This window comes from Bradyrhizobium sp. MI1.4, assembly GCF_055811315.1.
Genome location: NZ_JBVVPP010000009.1, coordinates 112,067 through 131,061 on the forward strand (window position 1 = coordinate 112,067; position 18,995 = coordinate 131,061).

Consider the following 18,995-nt stretch of genomic DNA (forward strand, 5'->3'; position numbering starts at 1 on the left):
CGTTGCGCGTCGTCGGCGGTCGATTGAAGGGGCGCAATCTGGCCTCACCGTCCTCGCGCGACATCCGCCCCACGGCGGACCGCCTGCGTGAGTCCGTGTTCAACATCCTCGTGCACGCCTATGACGATCCGATTGCGGATGCGCGCGTGCTCGATCTCTTCGCCGGCACCGGTGCGCTGGGAATCGAAGCGTCTTCACGCGGCGCGAAGTTCACGCTGTTCGTCGACAACGGCGCGGAAGCGCGCGCCCTGCTGCGGAATAATGTCGAGACGCTGGGCCTGGGTGGCGTGACAAAAGTCTATCGCCGTGATGCCACCGATCTCGGGCCTGCGCATCCGGTCGAGCCGTTCTCGCTGGTGTTCCTCGATCCGCCCTATGGCAAAGGGTTTGCGGAGAAGGCGCTTGCGAGCTTGCGCGACGGGGGCTGGCTCACGCCGGGCGCGCTGCTCGTGGTGGAAGAGGCGAAGGCTGCGCAGTTCGTCACGCCGGAAGGCTTCGAGGAATTGGAGCGGCGCGCTTATGACGACACGGAGTTCGTGTTTTTGAAGCGGCCGTAATTTCGAACGTTACCGTCGCCCGAACAGCTTCTCGACATCCGACAGCTTCAGCTCGACATAGGTCGGCCGGCCGTGATTGCACTGGCCGGAGTTCGGGGTGTCCTCCATCTCGCGGAGCAGGGCATTCATCTCCTCCGGTCGCAGCCTGCGGCCGGCGCGCACCGAGCCGTGGCAGGCCATGGTGGCGGCGACGTGCATCAGGCGGCGCTCCAGAGGCAGCGCCTCGTCCCACTCGGCCATGTGCTCGGAAAGATCGCGCAACAGGCCGCCGGCGTTGGTCTTGCCGAGCAGCGACGGCGTCTCGCGCACCGCAACCGCGCCGGGGCCGAAGGATTCGATCGCAAGGCCGAACGACGCCAGCTCCTCGCTGCGCTCGAGCAGGCGCTCCACCGTGGCCTCGTCCATCTCGACGATCTCGGGGATCAGCAGGATCTGCCGCTGCACGCCGTTGGCCGCCAGCGAGGCCTTCAGCCGTTCATAGACGATGCGTTCATGCGCGGCGTGCTGGTCGACGATGATCAGGCCGTCGCGGGTCTGCGAGACGATATAGGTCTCGTGGATCTGGGTGCGCGCCGCCCCGAGCGGGCGGTCGACGAGATCGCCGACGGGCTGGCTCTCGATCCGCACGTCTGCACTGGGCGCGCCGACATCGAACGCAGCCTGCGCGCGCTCGGCGAAGGCGGGCGCGGCCGCACCGTCGAATGACGGCATCGGCGCGACCGGGGCGGATGGCGACTGGCGCCAGTCCCAGCTTGCCGGGCGCGGCGTGAATGCGGGGCGGAACGAAGACAGCGCGCTTTCGCCGCTGTTGGCGGCCGTACGCCGGCCCTCCCGTGCAAGCCCGTCCTTCAATCCGTGCACGATCAGCGCGCGGACGAGGCCGGCGTTGCGAAACCGCACCTCGGTCTTGGCCGGATGCACGTTGGCGTCGACCTCGCGCGGATCGAGCGTGACGAACAGCGCCAGCACCGGATGACGGTCGCGCGGCAGATAGTCGGCATAGGCCCCGCGTACCGCCCCTAGGATCAGCTTGTCGCGCACCGGGCGGCCGTTGACGAACAGATATTGCCCGAGGGCGTTGGCCTTGGTCAGCGCGGGCGCTGCGGCATAGCCGGCGACGACCACGCCCTCGCGCTCGGCATGGACCTCGATGGCATGGCTGCGGAACTCCGCCCCCAGGATGTCGCCGAGGCGCGTCAGGCGACCGGCGACGCCGGGCAGCGCCGCAGCCCAGGTCACCGGGGCGCGCTCTTCGCCCGCCAGTGTGAAGGCGATTTCGGGCCGCGCCATCGCGAGGCGCCGCACCACCTCACGGATCGCTTCCGCCTCGGTCCGGTCGGTCTTCAAGAACTTCAGCCGCGCCGGCGTCGCGTAGAAGAGGTCGTTGACCTCGACCCGCGTGCCATGCGCGAGCGCGGCCGGCATGATCTCGGATTTCTCGCCGCCCTCGACATTGAGCGCCCAGGCGTGCGGCTCGCTGGCATGCCGCGTGGTGATGGCAAGCCGCGCCACGGAGCCGATCGAGGGCAGCGCCTCGCCGCGGAATCCGAGCGTGCGGATCTGCAGCAAGTCCTCGTCGTCGAGCTTGGAGGTGGCGTGACGCTCGACCGCCAGCGACAGGTCCCTGGCGGTCATGCCGCCGCCGTCGTCGGTGATGCCGATCCGCCGGCGTCCGCCGCCATCGGTAAAGACGTCGATCCGGCTCGCGCCGGCGTCGATGGCGTTCTCGACCAGTTCCTTGACCACGCTCGCGGGACGCTCGACCACTTCGCCGGCGGCGATGCGGTTGACGACCTGTTCGGGTAATTGGCGGACGGGCATGAAACTCGATTTTCGGCTTTGATCTTGGGCTTCGATCTGGATTCGCGGAGAACGCCATTCTAGGCCGTGTTGCGTCAAAAGCATGTGTTGGGCAACAGGAACGTGGCGGGCTGGGGAAAAGGGCTATCTATCGCATTGATGGGATTGGACGTTCGAGAAAATCGCGCAACCGGGATGGATCGATCTCCGGCTGCCGTCCCGATTGTGGGGTACCGGGCTGCGGTGTAGCATCGCGAAAAAATGGCAACAGGACGGGAGGACGCCATGTGCCATCTCTTCGCGCATCAGCCCCAAGGCGACTACGAATCCCAGACCCGCTCGTTGCGGATCGGTGGGCATTGCACCTCGATCCGGCTGGAAATGGCATTCTGGGACACGCTGGAGGAGATCGCGGCCAAGGAGAACATGAGCGTCGGCAAGTTCCTGACGACGCTCTACACCGAGGTGCTCGACCATCACGGCGAGGTCAACAATTTCGCTTCGTTGCTGCGCTGCTCCTGCCTGATCTACCGCTCCAAGACGGCAGCGCCGGTGCAGGCGTTCAAGACGACGGTTGCGCCCATCCTCGATGCAGCGGAATAGCCCTGATGTCGTCCTGGCGAAGGCCAGGACCCATACCGCGGAATCCATCAGCGATGGGCGGTATGAGTCCCGAACAACAAGCCTTCGCCGAACTCCTTCCCGGGGCAATGGGTCCTGGCTTTCGCCAGGACGACGAACGAGATTGGATCAAATTTCCTTCTTCTGCATCGCACCCGCAATGTAATCCGCCTGCCGGATCGCCAGCGAGACGATGGTCAGCGTCGGATTGCAGGCTGCGCCGCTGGTGAACTGGCTGCCGTCGGAGACGAACAGGTTCTTGACGTCGTGGCTTTGCCCGAACTTGTTGACCACACCATCCCTGGGCTTCTCGCTCATCCGGTTGGTGCCGAGATTGTGCGTGCTCGGATAGGGCGGTGTCGGATAGCTCACGGTGGCGCCGACGGCGTCGTAGACCGCAGCGCCCTGCTTGTAGGCGTGCGCGCGCATCGCGAGATCGTTGGGATGATCGTCGAAGTGCACGCTTGCGACCGGCTGGCCGAACTTGTCCTTCACGACAGGATCGAGCGTGATGCGGTTGGTTTCCTGCGCCATGTCCTCGCCGACCAGCCACATCCCGGCCATCCTGGGATAACCGTCGAGCGCGGCGGTGAACGGACGTCCCCAGGCGCCGGGGTTGAGGAACGCCGCCATGAAGGGCAGTCCGAGCGACAGCGTCTCCATCTCGTAGCCGCCGACGAAGCCGCGCTTCGGATTGTTGGCGGCCTCGTCGCGGATGATGCCGGCCATGGTGGTGCCGCGATACATGTGCACCGACTTCTCGAACACGGCATAGACGCTACCGGTCATGTGGCGCATGTAATTGCGGCCGACCTGACCGCTTGAGTTGCCGAGGCCGTCGGGGAACATCGTGGATGCGCTGTTCAACAGCAGCCGTGGGCTTTCAATCGAATTGCCGGCGACCGCAACGATGCGTGCCTTCTGGCGCTGCATTGCACCGCTCTCGTCGGCGTAAACCACGCCGGTGACTTTGCCGGCGGCATCGTGCTCGATCTTGACCGCCATGCTGGCGGGGCGAACCTCGAGATTGCCGGTCGCCTCGCCCTTGGGTATCTCGGTGTAGAGCGTCGACCATTTCGCGCCGGACTTGCAGCCCTGGAAGCAGAAGCCGATCTGCTGACAGGCGCCGCGTCCGTCGCGCGGCTGGCTGTTGATCGCCATGTTGCCGGTGTGCACCGTCTTGTAGCCGAGCTTCTTTGCGCCGGCCTCCATCACTCTGAAGTTATTGTTGCCGGGAAGTCCGGGAATGCCGTTGGTGCGGGTCACGCCCATCTTGTTCTCGGCCTTGGCGTACCACGGCTCCATCTCCGCGAGCGTGACCGGCCAGTCCAGCAGGTTGGCGCCGGGAATGTTGCCGTAGGTGCTCTTCACCTTGAACTCGTGCTCGTCGAACCGCAGCGACGCGCCAGCCCAGTGTGTGGTCGAGCCGCCGACCGCCTTGACGATCCAGGCGGGAAGACCCGAGAAGTCTTTTGCGACGCGCCATGATCCCGATGTGGTGCGCGCATCGGTCCAGGCGAGCTGCGAGAAACTCTCCCACTCGTCATTGACGAAGTCCTGATTCTCGATGCGGGGACCTGCTTCGAGAATCACGACCTTGACGCCCTTCTGTGCGAGCTCGTTGCCCAGCGTGCCGCCGCCGGCACCGGAGCCGACGATCACCACAACGCTGGAGTCGTTCAGATCGAATTTTGCCATATGCGTTCTCCTGAACCGTTGGGTGAGCCTTAAGCCTTCGGCAGCCAGTCGATGTCGGCGAAGCCGCGGTTGATGTAGCCGCCGTGTTCGGCGGAGGAGCCCTCGTAGCCGAACCGCGGCCAGACCTCTTTCTGGTTGTAGAGAGAGACGACGAGGTCGCCGCGCACCTTCTGGAAGAAGTCGCTCTGCTCGATCTCCTTCAAAAGCACCACGCGGTCGGCTTCCCAGGGCACTTCGACATAGGGCGCCTTGTGGCGATCACGCGCGTTCTGATCGAGCCTGGTGATGCCGTCGCTGATTAGCGCCTTGACGGCGGGGTCCTTGGCGGCCTTTCCGTCCCACGGCTTGATCGCGGTGATGTAGTAGCTGTCGCCGAGGACGTCGTGTGGATAGATATCGCGCGCGACTTTCAGCAGCGTCTTCATCGTCGCGGGCGAAAGCGCGCTTGCCTCGTCGGCCCAGGCGCCCTCGATGCTGACGGCGATGCTGGTCGCGACTGCCGCGACCGGCACGGCGGCCGCGGCGCCCTTGAGAAAGATGCGGCGGCTGTGCCTGCTTCGACGATCGACTTCTCTCATGGCATTCCTCCTTTTATGATTTTGATTTTGTGGTTCGATCAGTTGAAACGTCCGCCGCGCTGGATCACCTCGATCTTGTAGCCGTCGGGATCGCTGACGAAGAAGAAGCGCGCCAGCGTTTTGCCGTCGTGCTTGAAGTCGCGCAGCGGACCCGGTGCGAGCTTCTCACGCTCGAAGCGGGCATGTTCGGCATCGAGATCCTCGACCACCACGGCGAGATGTCCGTAGCCGTCGCCGAGCGCATACGACTCCTTGCGATCGAAATTGACCGTCAGCTCCAACTCGAAGGGTGAGGAGGGGTGACGCAGATAGATCAGGGCAAAGTCTGCGAACTTCAGACGGTCGGTGACTTCCAGGCCAAAGGCCCGTCTGTAGAAGTCGAGCGAGCGCGCCTCGTCGAGTGCGCGGATCATGGAATGGACCGGCTTTGCCACTCAGTTCTGCTCCTTAAGAAAGGCGATGATGGCGGCGCGCGTCTCCGGATTCGCCTGCCGGTAGACCATGACCACGCCGGGAATCACGGCTTGCGGATTGGTCAGCCATGCGTCGAGCTTCGTCTCGTCCCAGGCGAAGGCTGCTTTTGCGAGGGGCTCTGAATAGTGAAAGCCTTCGACCTTGCCGGCGGGCCGCCCGACGATCCCGACCAGCGGCGGACCCTGCCGCACCGGTTCTGACAGGTTCGTGGTGTGGCACACCGCGCATTGCTGCTTGAACAGTGTTGCGCCATCCGGCGGCTTTGCAGCCGGCAAGGGCATCTGCGCCTCGGCCACCCGCACCACCAGCACCACCGCGGTGCACAATCCCAGCACGATCGCGCGCATCGTCAAAAGTCCGCCCGTCGACGTCAATTCAGCGTGCGCAAACTCTAGGCGCGGCAAAACATGCGGTGGTAGTAGCGGGCTGTTTCGCTGCGTGCGGAGGTGCACGCGGGTGCGTTGTTCCGCGCTGCCGTATATGCGGAGGACAATTCCGCGAAACCGCCGTCAAATCCCTAAACGATCACCACACGAGACAGGTTGCATTGCGGTCGCGCCGTTCGAGCTCGTAACGCGATGGACTGGTTCGGCTCAGACGGACGGCGCATCAAGCCGCCGAACCGATCATCGCGAAAATCCAGGAGAAATGGATGAAGTTGGTGAAGACCTCCGCAATCGCATGCGCCGTCTCGGCTCTCATTGTGACACCGGTTCTCGCGCAAGGTACGTCGTCTGGCGCGAGGCCTAGCGGCACCGTGCAAAGCAAACCGATGCAAGGCAGCACAATGGGCAGCGGCGACGAGGAGATGAGCGCCCAGCCGGGCGCGGCGGGCGAGTCGACGGGCATGAAGCCGACGAAGGGCACCAGGGGCACGGTTGGCACCACGGGCAGTGCTGCACACAAAGGGACCGCCGACGATTCCGCGACGGGCGGTGCAGCCACGGGCAAGCGCTACTAGCCAATGGAGTGAGACGGCAGAACTCCGGTCGCCCTGCGGCCGGAGTTCTTTTGCAGTCTCTGCTAGTCGTCGAAACCGCGCCCGCGCTTCGACTTGATGTCGCTGCGGTGTTTCTTGCCCTCGAGCCGGCGCTGCTTGGAGCCAAAGGTCGGCTTTGTCGCGCGCCGCGGCTTCGGCCGGATCATGGCTTCGCCGAGCATCTCCGTAAGGCGGTCGATGGCGTCCTGGCGGTTGCGCTCCTGGGTGCGGAAGCGTTGGGCCTGGATCACGATGACGCCGTCCTTGGTCATGCGCTGCCCTGCGAGCCGGGCGAGGCGCAACGCGGCATCCTCCGGAAGCGTCAGCTTCCGGGTGTCGAAGCGCAATTGCGCCGAGGTCGCGACCTTGTTGACGTTCTGCCCGCCCGGGCCGGAGGCGCGGACAAAGCCGATCTCGATGTCGTCCTCGTCGATGACAAGATCGCGGGATATCCGCAGCATGGTGGCACCATTCGTGATGCCCGGACATATCCCGGACGCCCAAGTTCGGCAATGGCGCCCCCAAATGCAAATGGCCGGGCGAGCCCGGCCATTTCAGAAGGGTATGGAAGACGTCAGTTCGACTTCGTCGCCGGTGCGGCTGCCGGTTGCGCCGCGGCCTGCGGAGCGCGGCCGACGACGACGGTCAGGAGGCCCTGGCCCCAGAGGCGCTTTGCGGCCGCCTTGGCGTCGTCCATGGTGACCGCATCCACGACGGCGTTGCGCTTCTCGATATAGTCGATCGGCAGCTTGTCCTGTTGATATTGCAGCAGCGCCTGCGCGAGCTTCGAGGAGGTGTCGAGCGCCAGCATCTGCGAGCCCTTGAGGTAGGACTTGGCCTCGTCGAGCTCCTTCTGCGTCGGGCCTTCCTCGGCGATCCGGCGCACTTCCTTGTCGATGGCGTCGATGGTGTCGCCGGCACGGTCGGCGCGGGTGCCGGTATTGCCGATGAAGACCGCCGAATGCTCCATCCAGAGCAGCGATTCGAACACCGAATAGGCCAGCCCGCGCTTCTCGCGCACCTCGCGATAGAGCCGCGAGGACAACCCGCCGCCGCCGAGGATGTGGTTGACAACATAGGCAGCCATGAAGTTCGGATCGCTGCGCTTCACTCCGGGGCCGCCGAAGGTGATCACGGTCTGGGGCACATCGAGCGTCACGAACGCGCGTTGCGGCGGCTTGGCGGCCTCGACGTCGGGGACGGGCGCGAGATTGGCCTTGGCGGGCAGGCCACCAAAAGTGTGATCGAGCAGCTTGCCGAGCGTGGCTGGATCGACATCGCCAACCACTGCGATCTTGAGCGTATCCTTGGCGAGCACGCGGCCGACATAATCCTTCATGTCGGCAACCGTGATGGTCGGAACGCTGTCGAGGTTGCCGTTGGACTGCCGGCCGTAGGGATGATCGCCGAAGGCGACCTCCAGGAATTTGCGGCTCGCCAGCGAGGTCGGGTTGGTGGTCTCGCGGCGCAGGCCCGAGATCACCTGCGAGCGGATGCGCTCGACATCGGCCGTTTCGAAATGCGGCGAGGTCAGCGCGCTCCGCAGCAGGTCGAAGGCCTCGTCCTTGTTGTCGCGCAGCATGCGCAGGCTGCCGCGGAAGGTGTCGCGGGTGGCGCTGAAGGAGAGCTCGATGGCGCGGCGGTCGAGCCGCTCATGGAAGGTCTTGGAATCGAGATCGCCGGAGCCTTCGTCGAGGAGATCGCCGACCAGATTGGCGACGCCCGACTTGTCCTTGGGATCCTGTGCCGAGCCGCCGGCAAAGGAATATTCCATGGCGATCAGCGGCACGGTCGCATCTTGCACAAACCAGGCCTCGATGCCGCCCGGCGAGGTCAAATGCTGGATCTTTGCTGCCGCCTGCGACGGCGAAACGGTCGCGAGCGCGAGTGCCGCGCCGGTGACCAGGGAGAATGTGACACGTCGAAGGAAGGGATAGGTCACGAACGCTTCTCCTCGCGCTTGGCGGCGCCGGTGTCCTTGATCAGATAGCCCGTCACCGAGCGCTTCTTCTCGAGCCATTTCTGCGCGACGGTGCGGACCTGCTCGGCGGTGACCGCGCGGATGCGATCGGGCCAGCTCCGGATGTCCTCGATCGACAGGCCCGTGGTCAATGCCCCGCCATACCAGCGCGCCAGCACCGCCTGATTGTCCTGGGCGTAGATAGCCTCGGCGATGAGCTGGGTCTTGACCCGCTCGAGATCCTCGGCGCGGATCGGATTCTGCGCGATATCGGCGATGACGCCATCGACCACCTGCTCGACCTCGGCGAAGCTGACGCCGGATTTGGGCGAAGCCGAGATCGCGAACTGGGTCGGGTCGAGCGAGATGCTCGAATAGCTGGCGCTGGCGGAGACCGCGAGCGGCTTGTCGACCACGAGCGCACGGTAGAGATAGGAATTGCTGCCGCTGCCCATCAGCTGCGCCAGCACGTCGAGGGCCGCGCTTTCGCCGGCCGCAGCCGTGGTCGCCGAGGGCACCAGGTAATAGCGTCGCAGGCCGGGTTGCTCGACGCGCGGATCGGCGAGGGTCACGGTGCGCGGCGCCGCGGGCTCCGGCTCCTGCGGGCGGACGCGCCGCGCCGGGATTGCGGGCTGGGCCGGGATGGACCCGAAATTGCGCTCGACCAGCGGGCGGATGTCGGCGGGCTCGACGTCGCCGGCGATCACGAGGGTCGCGTTGTTCGGCGCATAGAAGCGGCGGTAGAAGGCGAGCGCATCCTCGCGATCGAGTTTCTCGATCTCCTGGTGCCAGCCGATCACCGGCCGGCCGTAGGGATGGTTGAGATAGAGCGCGGCCATGATCTGCTCGTTCAGCCGCGCGTCCGGATTGTTGGCGACGCGCATGTTGTACTCTTCGAGCACGACGTCACGCTCCGGCAGCACGTTCTCGTCCTTGAGGATCAGGCCGGTCATGCGGTCGGCCTCGAACTCCATCATCTTCGGCAGCTGCTCTTTCGGCACCCGCTGGTAATAATTGGTGTAGTCCACCGAGGTCGAGGCGTTCTCGTTGCCGCCGACGCGGAGCACGGTCTGGGAGAATTCGCCGACCGGATGCTTCGATGTGCCCTTGAACATCAGGTGCTCGAGGAAGTGCGCGAGCCCGGACTTGCCCGGCGTCTCGTCCGCCGAGCCGACCTTGTACCAGATCATTTCAGTGACGACGGGCGTGCGATGGTCCGGAATCACCACGACCTGCATGCCGTTTCCGAGCGTGAAGCTGGCGGGCGGAGCCGATGTCACCGTGGTCTGCGCAAGGGATGCGCCGGCCGTGAGGACACTCGTCGAAAGCAGCGCGGCAAGGAGGCGGGCAGCCGATCGGTAAGAGGACATCATGATCCTTATGAAAGGCCGAGCCCGGATGTCCGGCTCGGAGGCACGGCATGGTACACCGTGCGGCAAACGCTTCGCGTCACGAAGCAGAGAACTCAACTCGGGCGCAAGTTACTGATAAGCAATTAAAGACCGCGTCCGGCGCGCACGAGCCGCCGGCGCGGGACCGCGTCTGTCGGGATGTCGCAAAGGGACAGGAGGCTATTGTTCCTTGTCCTTGCCGGACATGATGTCGAAATAGGTCCGCCGTGTCTTGTCCTCTCCGGCGCCATAGGCGTAGCTCGGAGACGGCGTCTGGTAGCCGGGCGGCGGCTCGACCAGTGACTGGCGCGGCGGCTCGGTCGTGAATTGCTTGGCCTCGCCTTTGTTGTTCGACATCATGCCCCACAGACCGCCGGTGAAACCGAGTTGGGCCGGGCTGAGCGACGGATTGCCGTTGGTGCCCGGCTGAATAGGATCATTGCTCGTGCGCTCGGGTGCGGCTGTCCTGCCGACCTCCATCTCGGCGGGCGACAACGCCCGGCCTGCCTGCCAGCTCTCCGTGGCCTTGACGGCCTTCTTCCGCTGCGCGATGGCCTCCTTGCGGCGTCTCTCGTCAGGGTCCTTCGGCCAGTTCGGCGCGTTCTTGGCTTCAACGCCGGCGGGCGGCGGCAGGTCGAGCTTGGGCGGCACCACCAGCGGCGACCGCTCGCGGTATTCGATACCCTTCTTCTCCATGCTCTTGGCGCCGATGCCCGACATCAGATTGTCGATGAGCTTCTCTTCGAAGGTCATGTCGTCGTCGTCCTCGCCGTCGTCACCGGCGCGGGCGGCGCCAGCCGACATGACGAGACCGATGCCGAGCGCGACAGCGGACAATTTCAACGCCCGCCAGAGCCCCTGCCGGGGGTCTTCAACCATCGAACCGCTGGTCTTCGAGCTGCGCATCACTGTACCTGTTCCAAAATGTGGCAGTTTGCCGCTCTCGCGCGGCATAATCCCTCGCAAAAGCAAGGTTCCGCCTGCCGGTCCGTATCGGCCGGGATCAGGGCGCTTTTGCGGCGGGTACCCCCAGGAAGGAATCATACAATAGCGCCGCCACGCCAGCAACGATGGCCACGTCCGCGAGGTTGAACACGTACCAATTATAGGTATTTCCGCCGATCTCGACGTGAAACAGGGCGAAATCGACCACCGCGCCATAGGCCAGGCGGTCGATGCCGTTGCCGATGGCGCCGCCAATGATCAGGCCGAGCGCGATGGTTGCCAGCAGGGTGTGGGAGCGGGCCATCCAGATCGCCAGCGCAACCACCGCGAGGACTTTGACGGCCATCAGCGCCATTTGCGCCGCCTGACCGTCATTCTGGAGCCAGCCGAAGCTGATGCCGATGTTCCAGGCAAGCACCAAGTCGAAGAACGGGGTCACCTCGACCGCGCCGCGACGGGCGAGGTCGAACACGTTCAGCAGCCAGAGCTTTGAAGCCTGGTCGGCCACGAGCGTGAGCAGGGCCGCGAGGATGCCGGCGCGGAGCGGGGTCATGGGCAGTCGGCCACAACACGCTCCGTCGTCGTCCTGGCGAAAGCCAGGACCCATAGTCCGAGGCGGTCGTTGTTTGAAAGACTTGCGGTCATCAGCCTTCGTCGCAATTGGCGGCCGTGGAATGGGTCCTGGCTTTCGCCAGGACGACGGTGAGACCTAGATGCTGACCCCCAGCGCCTTCCATTCGCGCAGCGCCTTGGCGTCGCGCGGGGTGACGTCGGGATATTCGGGGTCTTCACCCACCGTCGGCGAAATCTTCCAGGAACGGGCGCATTTGGTGCCGACCGCCTTCTCCACCACGACAGCGACGCCTGGAACGGCATCGAGACGGAATGCGGAAGCCGGCACCTCGCCCTCGCGCACCTCGTAGTTCGAGGTGATGCAGATCTCGGCGAGATCGGTGTCGAACAGCGTCGCAAGCATGTCGCGGTCGGCGACATAGATGACCGGTGATGCCTCCAGCGACGAGCCGATGTTCTTGGCGGCGCGTTCGAGCTCCAGCGCACCGGTGACGACGCGGCGGACATTGCGGATCGCTTCCCACTTCGCGGCGAGCTTGTCGTCGCGCAGGCTTTCGAGGTCGTCGGGAAACTGCGTCAGGTGCACCGAGGGCTCGGCGTCGGGCCTGTACATCCGCCAGGCCTCCTCCGCGGTGAAGCTGAGGATAGGCGCCAGCCATTTCAGGATCGAGCTGCACAACAGGTCGATCGTGGTCAGCGCCGCCTTGCGCGTCGGCGAGGACGGCGGATCGCAATACAGCGTGTCCTTGCGGATGTCGAAATAGAACGCGGAGAGCTCACTGTTCAGGAAGGCGGACAGGGTCGCGACCACGGTCTTGTAGTCGAACTCCTGATAGGCCTTTCGGACGACGGCAGCGCGGACCGCGAGCTCGTGCAGCATCAGCCGTTCGAGCTCAGGCATGTCGGCGGGCGCGACTGCGTCGGCCGGCCTGTAGTGATCCAGCGTTCCCAGCATCCAGCGCACGGTGTTGCGCAGCTTGCGATAGGTCTCGATGGTGTTCTTCAGGATCTCCGGGCCGATGCGCTGGTCGTCGGCATAGTCGGTGGCGCAGACCCAGAGGCGCAGGATATCCGCGCCCGAATCCTTGATCACCTTCTGAGGCTCGACGGTGTTGCCGATCGACTTCGACATCTTGCGGCCGTTCTCGTCGAGCGTGAAGCCGTGGGTGAGCACGATGTCATAGGGCGCGCGGCCGCGCGTGCCCGCGCTTTCCAGCAGCGACGAATGAAACCAGCCGCGATGCTGATCGCTGCCTTCGAGATACATCACGGTGTCGTCGCCGCCGTCGACCTTGCGGACGATGTTGCCGAGCTGCGGGAAGTTCTGGCGATCCTCGAGCACGAAGGCGTGTGTGGAGCCGGAATCGAACCAGACGTCGCAGATGTCGTCGATTTTCTTCCAATCTTCCTTCGCGCGGCATCCAAGGAAGCGCTCGCGGGCGCCTTCCATGTACCAGGCGTCGGCGCCTTCCTCCATGAAGGCCTCGGTGATGCGCTGATTGACGATCTCGTCCTGCAGGATCTCGGCCGAACCGTCGCTCTTCTCGCGCACGAACACGGCGATCGGCACGCCCCAGGCGCGCTGGCGCGAGATCACCCAGTCCGGACGGTTGGCGATCATGCCGTTGATGCGGTTCTCACCCGACGGCGGCACCCATTGCGTGACCGAGATCGCATGCAGCGCGCGAGCCCGCAGCGTATCGCCCTTCCTGGGGTGGCCATCTTTGCTGATGTCCTTGTCCATCGCGATGAACCATTGCGGCGTGTTGCGGAAGATCACCGGCTTCTTCGAGCGCCAGGAATGCGGGTATTGGTGCTTGAGGCGGCCGCGCGCGAGCAGCTTGCCGGCCTCGACCAACGCCTTGATCACGGCTTCATTGGCATCGCCCTTCTCGCCCTTGTCGTTGAGCACGCGCTTGCCGGTGAAGCCGGGGGCCTGCGCGGTATAGGCGCCGTTCTCGTCGACAGTGTAGGGGATCGCGGTCGAGATGCCGCGCTCATCGAGCTCGCGGGTATTGGCCATCCAGACGTCGAAATCCTCGCGGCCGTGGCTCGGCGCGGTGTGCACGAAACCGGTGCCGGTATCGTCGGTGACATGCTCGCCGGCGAGCAGCGGCACGATAAACGCGTAACCGCCATCGAGGCCGCGCAAGGGATGGGCGCACTCCACGGCGTCCAGCGTATCGCCGGGAATGTCACGCAGCTTCTCATAGGCCGTGACGCGCGCCTGCTTGAACACCTCTGCTGCAAGCGCATCGGCCAGGATCAGGAGATCGCCGGTCTTCGCCCAATTGTCCGCGGCCGCATCCGTCACCTTGTAGAGGCCGTAGGCGATCTTCGGTGAGAACGAGATCGCGCGATTGCCGGGCAGCGTCCAGGGCGTGGTGGTCCAGATCACGACCGATGCATTGGCGAGCGCACCATGTGCCGGGGACGTGACGGGAAACTTCACCCACACCATGTCGGAGGTGTAGTCCTCGTACTCGACCTCGGCCTCGGCGAGTGCGGTCTTCTCGACCACGCTCCACATCACCGGCTTGGAGCCGCGATACAGGGTGCCGTTGGCGGCGAACTTCATCAGCTCGCGGGCGATCTGCGCCTCGGCGGGATAGCTCATCGTCTGATAGGGATGATCCCAGTCGCCGATGATGCCGAGGCGCTTGAATTCCTCGCGCTGCACGTTGATCCAGTGCGTCGCATAGGCGCGGCATTCCTTGCGGAACGCCACCATCGCGGCGGAGTCGCGGAAGTCGGGCTTCTGCTTGCCCTTGGAGCGGTAATTCTCCTCCTCGATCTTCCATTCGATCGGCAGGCCGTGGCAGTCCCAACCGGGCACGTAGTTGGAGTCGAAGCCGAGCATCTGCTGGCTCTTGGTCACGACGTCCTTGAGGATCTTGTTCAGCGCGTGCCCGATATGGATGTTGCCATTGGCGTAGGGCGGGCCGTCATGCAGCACGAATTTGGCGCGCCCCTGGGCTTCCTGGCGCAGCCTGTCGTAAAGGCCGATGTCGTTCCAGTATTTCAGCAGCTCCGGCTCGCGCTGCGGCAGGCCGGCGCGCATCGGGAATTCGGTCTGCGGCAGGAACAGGGTTTTCGAATAGTCTTTGGCTTCGGATTTTTGGGACTTTTGTGGCTTGTCGGACATGAGGCTGACTGGCTCGGAAGGGCGCGGGAACGGATGGCGATGCGGAATCGCGGGTGAAACGACAACATCCCGGTCTTGCGCCGAGCCGAAGGCTCAGGCGGAAGCCGGGCCGCTAATCCCTATGATGCGCCGCGCAAACATGGGCTTTCCATAGCAGGGGGGCGGGGGAAGCGCAAAAGGTTCGGCGGGCCGGTTTCCGGCCTCAATCGAAGACGCCAAGCCGCGGAAACGCGTCCGGGGCGGCGGCGAGCATGGCCCGGGCGTGGGCGGAATCGTCGTCCATCTGGCGGATCAGGGCATCCAGGCCGTCGAATTTCAGCTCCTCGCGGATGAAGCCGATAAAGGCGCAGTCGAGCGTCTGTCCGTAAAGGTCGCCCTTGAAGTCGAACAGAAAGATTTCCAGCAGCGGCGCACCATTGTCGAACGTCGGGCGGCGGCCGAAGCTTGCCACCCCGTCCAGCCGCTCCACGCCGCGGCCGACCCGCACCGCATAGATGCCGTGCTTGAGGCCGCAATTGGCATCAAGGCGGATATTGGCGGTGGGATAACCGAGGTCGCGGCCGCGCTTCTCGCCGTGGATGACCTCGCCGGTGATGAACCAGGGCGCGCCGAGCATGGCCGTGGCCTCGTCGAGTTGGCCTTCGGCGAGCGCGATCCGGATCGCGCTGGAGGAGACCGGCCGCTCGTCGATATCGACATGCGGCTGCACGTCGACCTCGATGCCGAGCCGGGGCGCCTCGTTGACGAGGAGGCTCGGCGAGCCGACCCGACCCTTGCCGAAGTGGAAGTCGTAGCCGACGGCGATTCCGCCGATGCCCAGGCGCCCGATCAGGTCGTGGTGAATGAAGTCTTGCGCGCTGGTCCCGGCGCGGGACTTGTCGAAGGTCATGACCACGGCGCCGTCAAGTCCGGTGCCGGCCAGAAGCCGCAGCTTGGCACGCTCGTCCGTCAGGCGGAATTGCGGGGTGTTGGGGCTGAAAAACCGGCGCGGATGCGGCTCGAAGGTCAATGCCAGCGCAGGGCGGCCATGTAGCCGGCCCATTTCCAGGGCCGCAGCGATTACGGCGCGATGGCCGAGATGAACGCCGTCGAAATTGCCCATGGCGACCACGGCACCCCTTGCAATGGCGGAGTCCGGCGTGGTGTCGCGGATAACGGTAAAATGCGGGGCCATCAGGGGAATCTCGAACCGGCGGGACCGGCCGGGACCGTGGCGCGACGGGCCGGATGAAGTCAAGCGGGAGGGGGCGGCCGCATCGAGTGCGATTTCAGTCCACCGGGGGCGTTCCCAGTTAACGCGCTGTTTAACGCCTTGGTGCTAGTCCTTGGGCGTGGAACCGCGGGGCTCCGGCCCGGCAGGTCCGATCGTAATATTTCCTGGGTTTGCGTTGGGGGAGTCGAGATGGCGGTTGATTTGTCGATGTCGGTTCTGGTGGTTGACGACTACAGCACCATGATCCGTATCATCAGGAACCTCCTGAAGCAGCTTGGCTTCGAGAATATCGATGATGCAAGCGACGGTTCGGCAGCGCTGAACAAGATGCGTGGCAAGAAGTACGGGCTCGTGATTTCCGACTGGAACATGGAGCCGATGACGGGTTACGACCTGCTGCGCGAAGTGCGCGCGGATCCGAACCTCGCCACCACGCCCTTCATCATGATCACGGCCGAATCAAAGACCGAGAACGTGATCGCGGCCAAGAAGGCCGGCGTGAACAACTACATCGTCAAGCCGTTCAACGCGGCGACGCTGAAGACCAAGATCGAGGCGGTCTTCCCGGACATGGCGAGCGCGTAAGGCGCGATCGAAGCCATCAGTTGAATTCGGAAAGCCCGGGCGATTGTCCCGGGCTTTCTGCGTCGGGTTCGTCGTTCCGGAATCGACGCCCCACATCAACCGGGAATGACGATCAACTCGCTACCACTTCAGTTCGCGCATCAGCGCCTTCGGGGGATGGCCGAACAATTCCAGCACCGACGCCGGGTCGAGCTGGTCGAGACCCTCGAACTCCTCGGCATGGATGCCGCGGGTCACGAACAGGCAATCGATGCCGAACTCGCGCGCGCCGGTGAGGTCGGTCCGGACGGAATCGCCGATCGCGAGCACCTTTTTGCGGTCGATCTGGTGGCCCTGGCGTTCGCCGGCGAGCGCCATCGCGCGCTCGTAGATCGGCCGGTGCGGCTTGCCGTAGAAGATCACCTCGCCGCCGAGCTCGCGATAGAGCTCCGCGATCGCGCCGGCGCAATAGATCAGGCGGTCGCCGCGTTCCACCACGATGTCGGGGTTGGCACAAACCAGCGTCAGCTTGCGCTCGCGCGCCTTCAGCATCATGCCGCGATAGTCTTCCGCCGTCTCGGTCTCGTCGTCATAGAGGCCGGTGCAGACGATGTAATCCGCCTCTTCCAGCGGTGCGGTCACCGCATCGAGGCCGCGATAGATCGAGTTGTCGCGCTCGGGGCCGAGCCAGAACATCTTGCGGCCGGGATGGTCGGCGACATAGAGCCGCGTCAGGTCGCCTGAAGACACGATCGCGTCATAGGTCTCGTCGGCGACGCCGAGCTTGCGCAATTGCCGCTGCACGGAGTCGGCCGGGCGCGGCGCGTTGGTGATCAGGATGACCGTACCGCCGCGGCTGCGGTAGGTGTGCAGCGCCTCGCAGGCTTCGGGGAAGGATTCGAGACCGTTATGGACCACGCCCCAGATGTCGCTGAGCACGACGTCCACGCCCGTCACGAGTTCACGCAGGCTTTCGGCGAAATGCAGTGTGGTCATGATGCGTGCGGCCGATCAGATACGTCGCGCGAGCGCGGCGTTGCCGGTGACGCGCTGTGGCGCAGACGCAGCCGACGTCGCGCCTGAGCTGGATATGCCGGAGCCATTGGATCCCTGAATGTCCTGTGCCTGGTTCGGCGCGGCGGTAGCAGATGACCCCTCCGGCCGCAATGGCCGGGGCGGCGCGAACAGGAACCCCTGGCCGAACCGCACGTCATAATCGAGCAGGTCGATCACGGCGCGCTCGCCCTCGATTCGCTCGGCGATCAGATCGATGCCGAAGCGGCCGAGCAGGTCGGAGAGATCGGACGGGTGGATGTCCGAGGCCGAAGCCTGCCTGGGGTCGAGCAGGAGCGAGGCCGGCACCTTGATGAAGCGCACGCCGCGATCGGCGAGCTCGCGCGGTTCGATGCGCAAATCGGTGACATGGTCGATCGAGAAACGGAAGCCGCGCTGGGCGAGCGCCGCGAGATTCTCGGTTTCGGCCGGGCCGAGATTGCGGAAGGTGGATTGCTTGAATTCCAGCACCAGCGAGGGCGCCAGCGCCCGATTGGCTTCGAGGAAATCGAGGTATTGCGCGAAGGTCGTGGAATTGCCGAGCGTGGAAGCCGCGACGTTGCAGAACACGCCGACTTCCTTGTTGCGTACCATCAGGCGCCGCAGCACCTGCACGCAGCGCAGCATGACCATGTTGTCGATGCGCCCGATCAACCCGGAGGCCTCCGCGATGCTGATGAACTCCTCGGCCGCGACCAGCTGGTCACGCTCGTCGCGCAGGCGCGTCACGGCCTCGTAGAACCGGACCTTGCGCTGCGGCAGCGACACCATCGGCTGGAGGAAGATGTCGATGCGGTTCTCGTCGATCGCGTTGCGGAGCGTCGCCAGCAATTGGGTCTGGTTGCGGCCGTTGGCGGTCTGAACCGGATTGGCGGTCTGGGTCTGGATCGCCGGTGCTGCCGGCCGCATTGGCGGCGGCGCGGGCGCCGGGGCAGCCGGCCGTTCCTCCTCGAACGTGGCCATCAGGTCGAGCGGCGCGTCCGGCTCCTGCCTTGCGACCGGCGCGGGGGCCGACACTGGCGCGTTGCCGGCCATCAGATCCTCATGGGCCGACACGGTGGTGGCGAGTTGCCTGACCAGTCCGCCGAGTTCGTTGATCTCGCCGACCACCGACTGGATGCGGTCGGAGTTGGCCGAATTGGAAGAGGCGATGCGTGCTTCGATCGTGGCGAGCCGGCGGCCGAATTCGGCGACCTGACGGGCGAGGTCGGCGGTGCCGCGCGAAAGATCGGCGATCTGGCCGCCGACGTCGCTGCGGTCGCGCAGTCGCATCGACACTGCATTGTAGAGGATCAGGAAGGTCAGCGCCGTCAGCGCCACGATCGCGGATTCGGTTCCGCTGATGCCGGCGACCGCGTAGAGCACGAGCCCGAGCGAGGCGGCGACCAGAACCATGCAGATCGCGATGAAGATCGTCGAAATACGAATCATGCCGCGCGTTACG

Annotated in this window: 18 protein-coding genes; 4 read left to right on the forward strand and 14 right to left on the reverse strand. The window is 64.9% G+C overall.

Translation table 11 applies throughout. From position 1 onward, the window contains the following. Positions 1 to 2: 2 nt before the first annotated feature. Positions 3 to 557, forward strand: coding sequence for a 16S rRNA (guanine(966)-N(2))-methyltransferase RsmD (rsmD, locus tag AC0L23_RS13245; protein WP_018453470.1), 555 nt, complete (start codon positions 3 to 5; stop codon positions 555 to 557). A 9-nt stretch (positions 558 to 566) separates the two neighbouring features. On the opposite strand, the gene mutL is transcribed toward rsmD, so the two are convergent. After that, on the reverse strand, positions 567 to 2,378 hold the full coding sequence (gene mutL, locus AC0L23_RS13250) for a DNA mismatch repair endonuclease MutL (RefSeq protein WP_085358063.1): 1,812 nt from the start codon (positions 2,376 to 2,378) through the stop codon (positions 567 to 569). A 264-nt stretch (positions 2,379 to 2,642) separates the two neighbouring features. Between mutL and AC0L23_RS13255 the strand changes: the two genes are divergently transcribed. After that, the gene (locus tag AC0L23_RS13255) at positions 2,643 to 2,960 is read left to right on the forward strand and encodes a ribbon-helix-helix domain-containing protein (RefSeq protein ID WP_018453472.1); all 318 of its coding nucleotides are present in this window, start codon (positions 2,643 to 2,645) and stop codon (positions 2,958 to 2,960) included. A gap of 147 nt (positions 2,961 to 3,107) precedes the next feature. Here the strand turns inward: AC0L23_RS13255 and AC0L23_RS13260 are convergent, their stop codons facing one another. From AC0L23_RS13260 to AC0L23_RS13275, 4 genes are read right to left on the reverse strand one after another with little or no spacing between them, the layout of a single operon-like run. Then, entirely contained in the window at positions 3,108 to 4,676 is a 1,569-nt protein-coding gene (locus AC0L23_RS13260; protein WP_085350087.1) for a GMC family oxidoreductase, read from the reverse strand. A gap of 29 nt (positions 4,677 to 4,705) precedes the next feature. Next, the gene (locus tag AC0L23_RS13265) at positions 4,706 to 5,254 is read right to left on the reverse strand and encodes a Twin-arginine translocation pathway signal (protein ID WP_085383813.1); all 549 of its coding nucleotides are present in this window, start codon (positions 5,252 to 5,254) and stop codon (positions 4,706 to 4,708) included. 38 nt (positions 5,255 to 5,292) lie between these two features. Further along, positions 5,293 to 5,688, reverse strand: a complete 396-nt coding sequence (locus tag AC0L23_RS13270; RefSeq protein WP_018453475.1) for a VOC family protein — start codon at positions 5,686 to 5,688, stop codon at positions 5,293 to 5,295. Then, positions 5,689 to 6,075: a c-type cytochrome gene (locus tag AC0L23_RS13275; protein WP_085358067.1), complete on the reverse strand. Its 387-nt coding sequence runs from the start codon at positions 6,073 to 6,075 to the stop codon at positions 5,689 to 5,691. Positions 6,076 to 6,380: 305 nt separating this feature from the next. Between AC0L23_RS13275 and AC0L23_RS13280 the strand changes: the two genes are divergently transcribed. After that, positions 6,381 to 6,689 carry a hypothetical protein gene (locus AC0L23_RS13280; protein WP_085358069.1) on the forward strand — a complete coding sequence of 103 codons (309 nt, stop codon included), beginning with the start codon at positions 6,381 to 6,383 and terminating at the stop codon, positions 6,687 to 6,689. 62 nt (positions 6,690 to 6,751) lie between these two features. Here the strand turns inward: AC0L23_RS13280 and arfB are convergent, their stop codons facing one another. The 7 genes from arfB to AC0L23_RS13315 form a co-directional block, all read right to left on the reverse strand. After that, positions 6,752 to 7,168, reverse strand: a complete 417-nt coding sequence (arfB, locus tag AC0L23_RS13285) for an alternative ribosome rescue aminoacyl-tRNA hydrolase ArfB (RefSeq protein WP_018453479.1) — start codon at positions 7,166 to 7,168, stop codon at positions 6,752 to 6,754. Positions 7,169 to 7,281: 113 nt separating this feature from the next. Beyond that, positions 7,282 to 8,649 (reverse strand): M16 family metallopeptidase, encoded by a 1,368-nt coding sequence (locus AC0L23_RS13290; RefSeq protein ID WP_085383812.1) that lies wholly within the window; start codon positions 8,647 to 8,649, stop codon positions 7,282 to 7,284. Beyond that, positions 8,646 to 10,040, reverse strand: coding sequence for a M16 family metallopeptidase (locus AC0L23_RS13295; protein ID WP_198957602.1), 1,395 nt, complete (start codon positions 10,038 to 10,040; stop codon positions 8,646 to 8,648). Before AC0L23_RS13295 ends, AC0L23_RS13290 begins: the two co-directional genes overlap by 4 nt. A 198-nt stretch (positions 10,041 to 10,238) precedes the next feature. Further along, a complete protein-coding gene (locus tag AC0L23_RS13300; RefSeq protein WP_085383811.1) occupies positions 10,239 to 10,964 on the reverse strand; it encodes a hypothetical protein in 726 nt (241 codons plus the stop codon). Positions 10,965 to 11,061: 97 nt separating this feature from the next. Beyond that, positions 11,062 to 11,556, reverse strand: a complete 495-nt coding sequence (gene lspA / locus AC0L23_RS13305; protein ID WP_085383810.1) for a signal peptidase II — start codon at positions 11,554 to 11,556, stop codon at positions 11,062 to 11,064. A gap of 156 nt (positions 11,557 to 11,712) precedes the next feature. Beyond that, positions 11,713 to 14,721 (reverse strand): isoleucine--tRNA ligase, encoded by a 3,009-nt coding sequence (gene ileS, locus AC0L23_RS13310; protein ID WP_085358075.1) that lies wholly within the window; start codon positions 14,719 to 14,721, stop codon positions 11,713 to 11,715. 202 nt (positions 14,722 to 14,923) lie between these two features. Beyond that, on the reverse strand, positions 14,924 to 15,895 hold the full coding sequence (locus AC0L23_RS13315; protein WP_085358077.1) for a bifunctional riboflavin kinase/FAD synthetase: 972 nt from the start codon (positions 15,893 to 15,895) through the stop codon (positions 14,924 to 14,926). Between the two features lie 228 nt (positions 15,896 to 16,123). Here AC0L23_RS13315 and AC0L23_RS13320 point away from each other — a divergent pair, with 228 nt between their 5' ends. Beyond that, positions 16,124 to 16,519 (forward strand): response regulator, encoded by a 396-nt coding sequence (locus AC0L23_RS13320; protein ID WP_007596883.1) that lies wholly within the window; start codon positions 16,124 to 16,126, stop codon positions 16,517 to 16,519. Positions 16,520 to 16,639: 120 nt separating this feature from the next. Here AC0L23_RS13320 and AC0L23_RS13325 read toward each other — a convergent pair whose 3' ends face one another. Both AC0L23_RS13325 and AC0L23_RS13330 read right to left on the reverse strand, forming a co-directional pair. Continuing rightward, a complete protein-coding gene (locus AC0L23_RS13325) occupies positions 16,640 to 17,494 on the reverse strand; it encodes a TIGR01459 family HAD-type hydrolase (RefSeq protein WP_085358079.1) in 855 nt (284 codons plus the stop codon). Positions 17,495 to 17,509: 15 nt separating this feature from the next. After that, positions 17,510 to 18,982, reverse strand: a complete 1,473-nt coding sequence (locus AC0L23_RS13330) for an EAL domain-containing protein (RefSeq protein WP_085358081.1) — start codon at positions 18,980 to 18,982, stop codon at positions 17,510 to 17,512. Positions 18,983 to 18,995 lie beyond the last annotated feature (13 nt).

Coding starts and splice junctions, on each gene's coding strand:
- AC0L23_RS13260 (WP_085350087.1), bottom strand. CDS start 4,676: ATGGCAAAATTCGATCTGAACGACTCCAGCGTTGTGGTGATCGTCGGC.
- AC0L23_RS13300 (WP_085383811.1), bottom strand. CDS start 10,964: ATGCGCAGCTCGAAGACCAGCGGTTCGATGGTTGAAGACCCCCGGCAG.
- AC0L23_RS13295 (WP_198957602.1), bottom strand. CDS start 10,040: ATGATGTCCTCTTACCGATCGGCTGCCCGCCTCCTTGCCGCGCTGCTT.
- AC0L23_RS13315 (WP_085358077.1), bottom strand. CDS start 15,895: ATGGCCCCGCATTTTACCGTTATCCGCGACACCACGCCGGACTCCGCC.
- AC0L23_RS13330 (WP_085358081.1), bottom strand. CDS start 18,982: ATGATTCGTATTTCGACGATCTTCATCGCGATCTGCATGGTTCTGGTC.
- mutL (WP_085358063.1), bottom strand. CDS start 2,378: ATGCCCGTCCGCCAATTACCCGAACAGGTCGTCAACCGCATCGCCGCC.
- AC0L23_RS13255 (WP_018453472.1), top strand. CDS start 2,643: ATGTGCCATCTCTTCGCGCATCAGCCCCAAGGCGACTACGAATCCCAG.
- AC0L23_RS13280 (WP_085358069.1), top strand. CDS start 6,381: ATGAAGTTGGTGAAGACCTCCGCAATCGCATGCGCCGTCTCGGCTCTC.
- AC0L23_RS13275 (WP_085358067.1), bottom strand. CDS start 6,075: ATGCGCGCGATCGTGCTGGGATTGTGCACCGCGGTGGTGCTGGTGGTG.
- ileS (WP_085358075.1), bottom strand. CDS start 14,721: ATGTCCGACAAGCCACAAAAGTCCCAAAAATCCGAAGCCAAAGACTAT.
- AC0L23_RS13325 (WP_085358079.1), bottom strand. CDS start 17,494: ATGACCACACTGCATTTCGCCGAAAGCCTGCGTGAACTCGTGACGGGC.
- AC0L23_RS13265 (WP_085383813.1), bottom strand. CDS start 5,254: ATGAGAGAAGTCGATCGTCGAAGCAGGCACAGCCGCCGCATCTTTCTC.
- arfB (WP_018453479.1), bottom strand. CDS start 7,168: ATGCTGCGGATATCCCGCGATCTTGTCATCGACGAGGACGACATCGAG.
- AC0L23_RS13320 (WP_007596883.1), top strand. CDS start 16,124: ATGGCGGTTGATTTGTCGATGTCGGTTCTGGTGGTTGACGACTACAGC.
- lspA (WP_085383810.1), bottom strand. CDS start 11,556: ATGACCCCGCTCCGCGCCGGCATCCTCGCGGCCCTGCTCACGCTCGTG.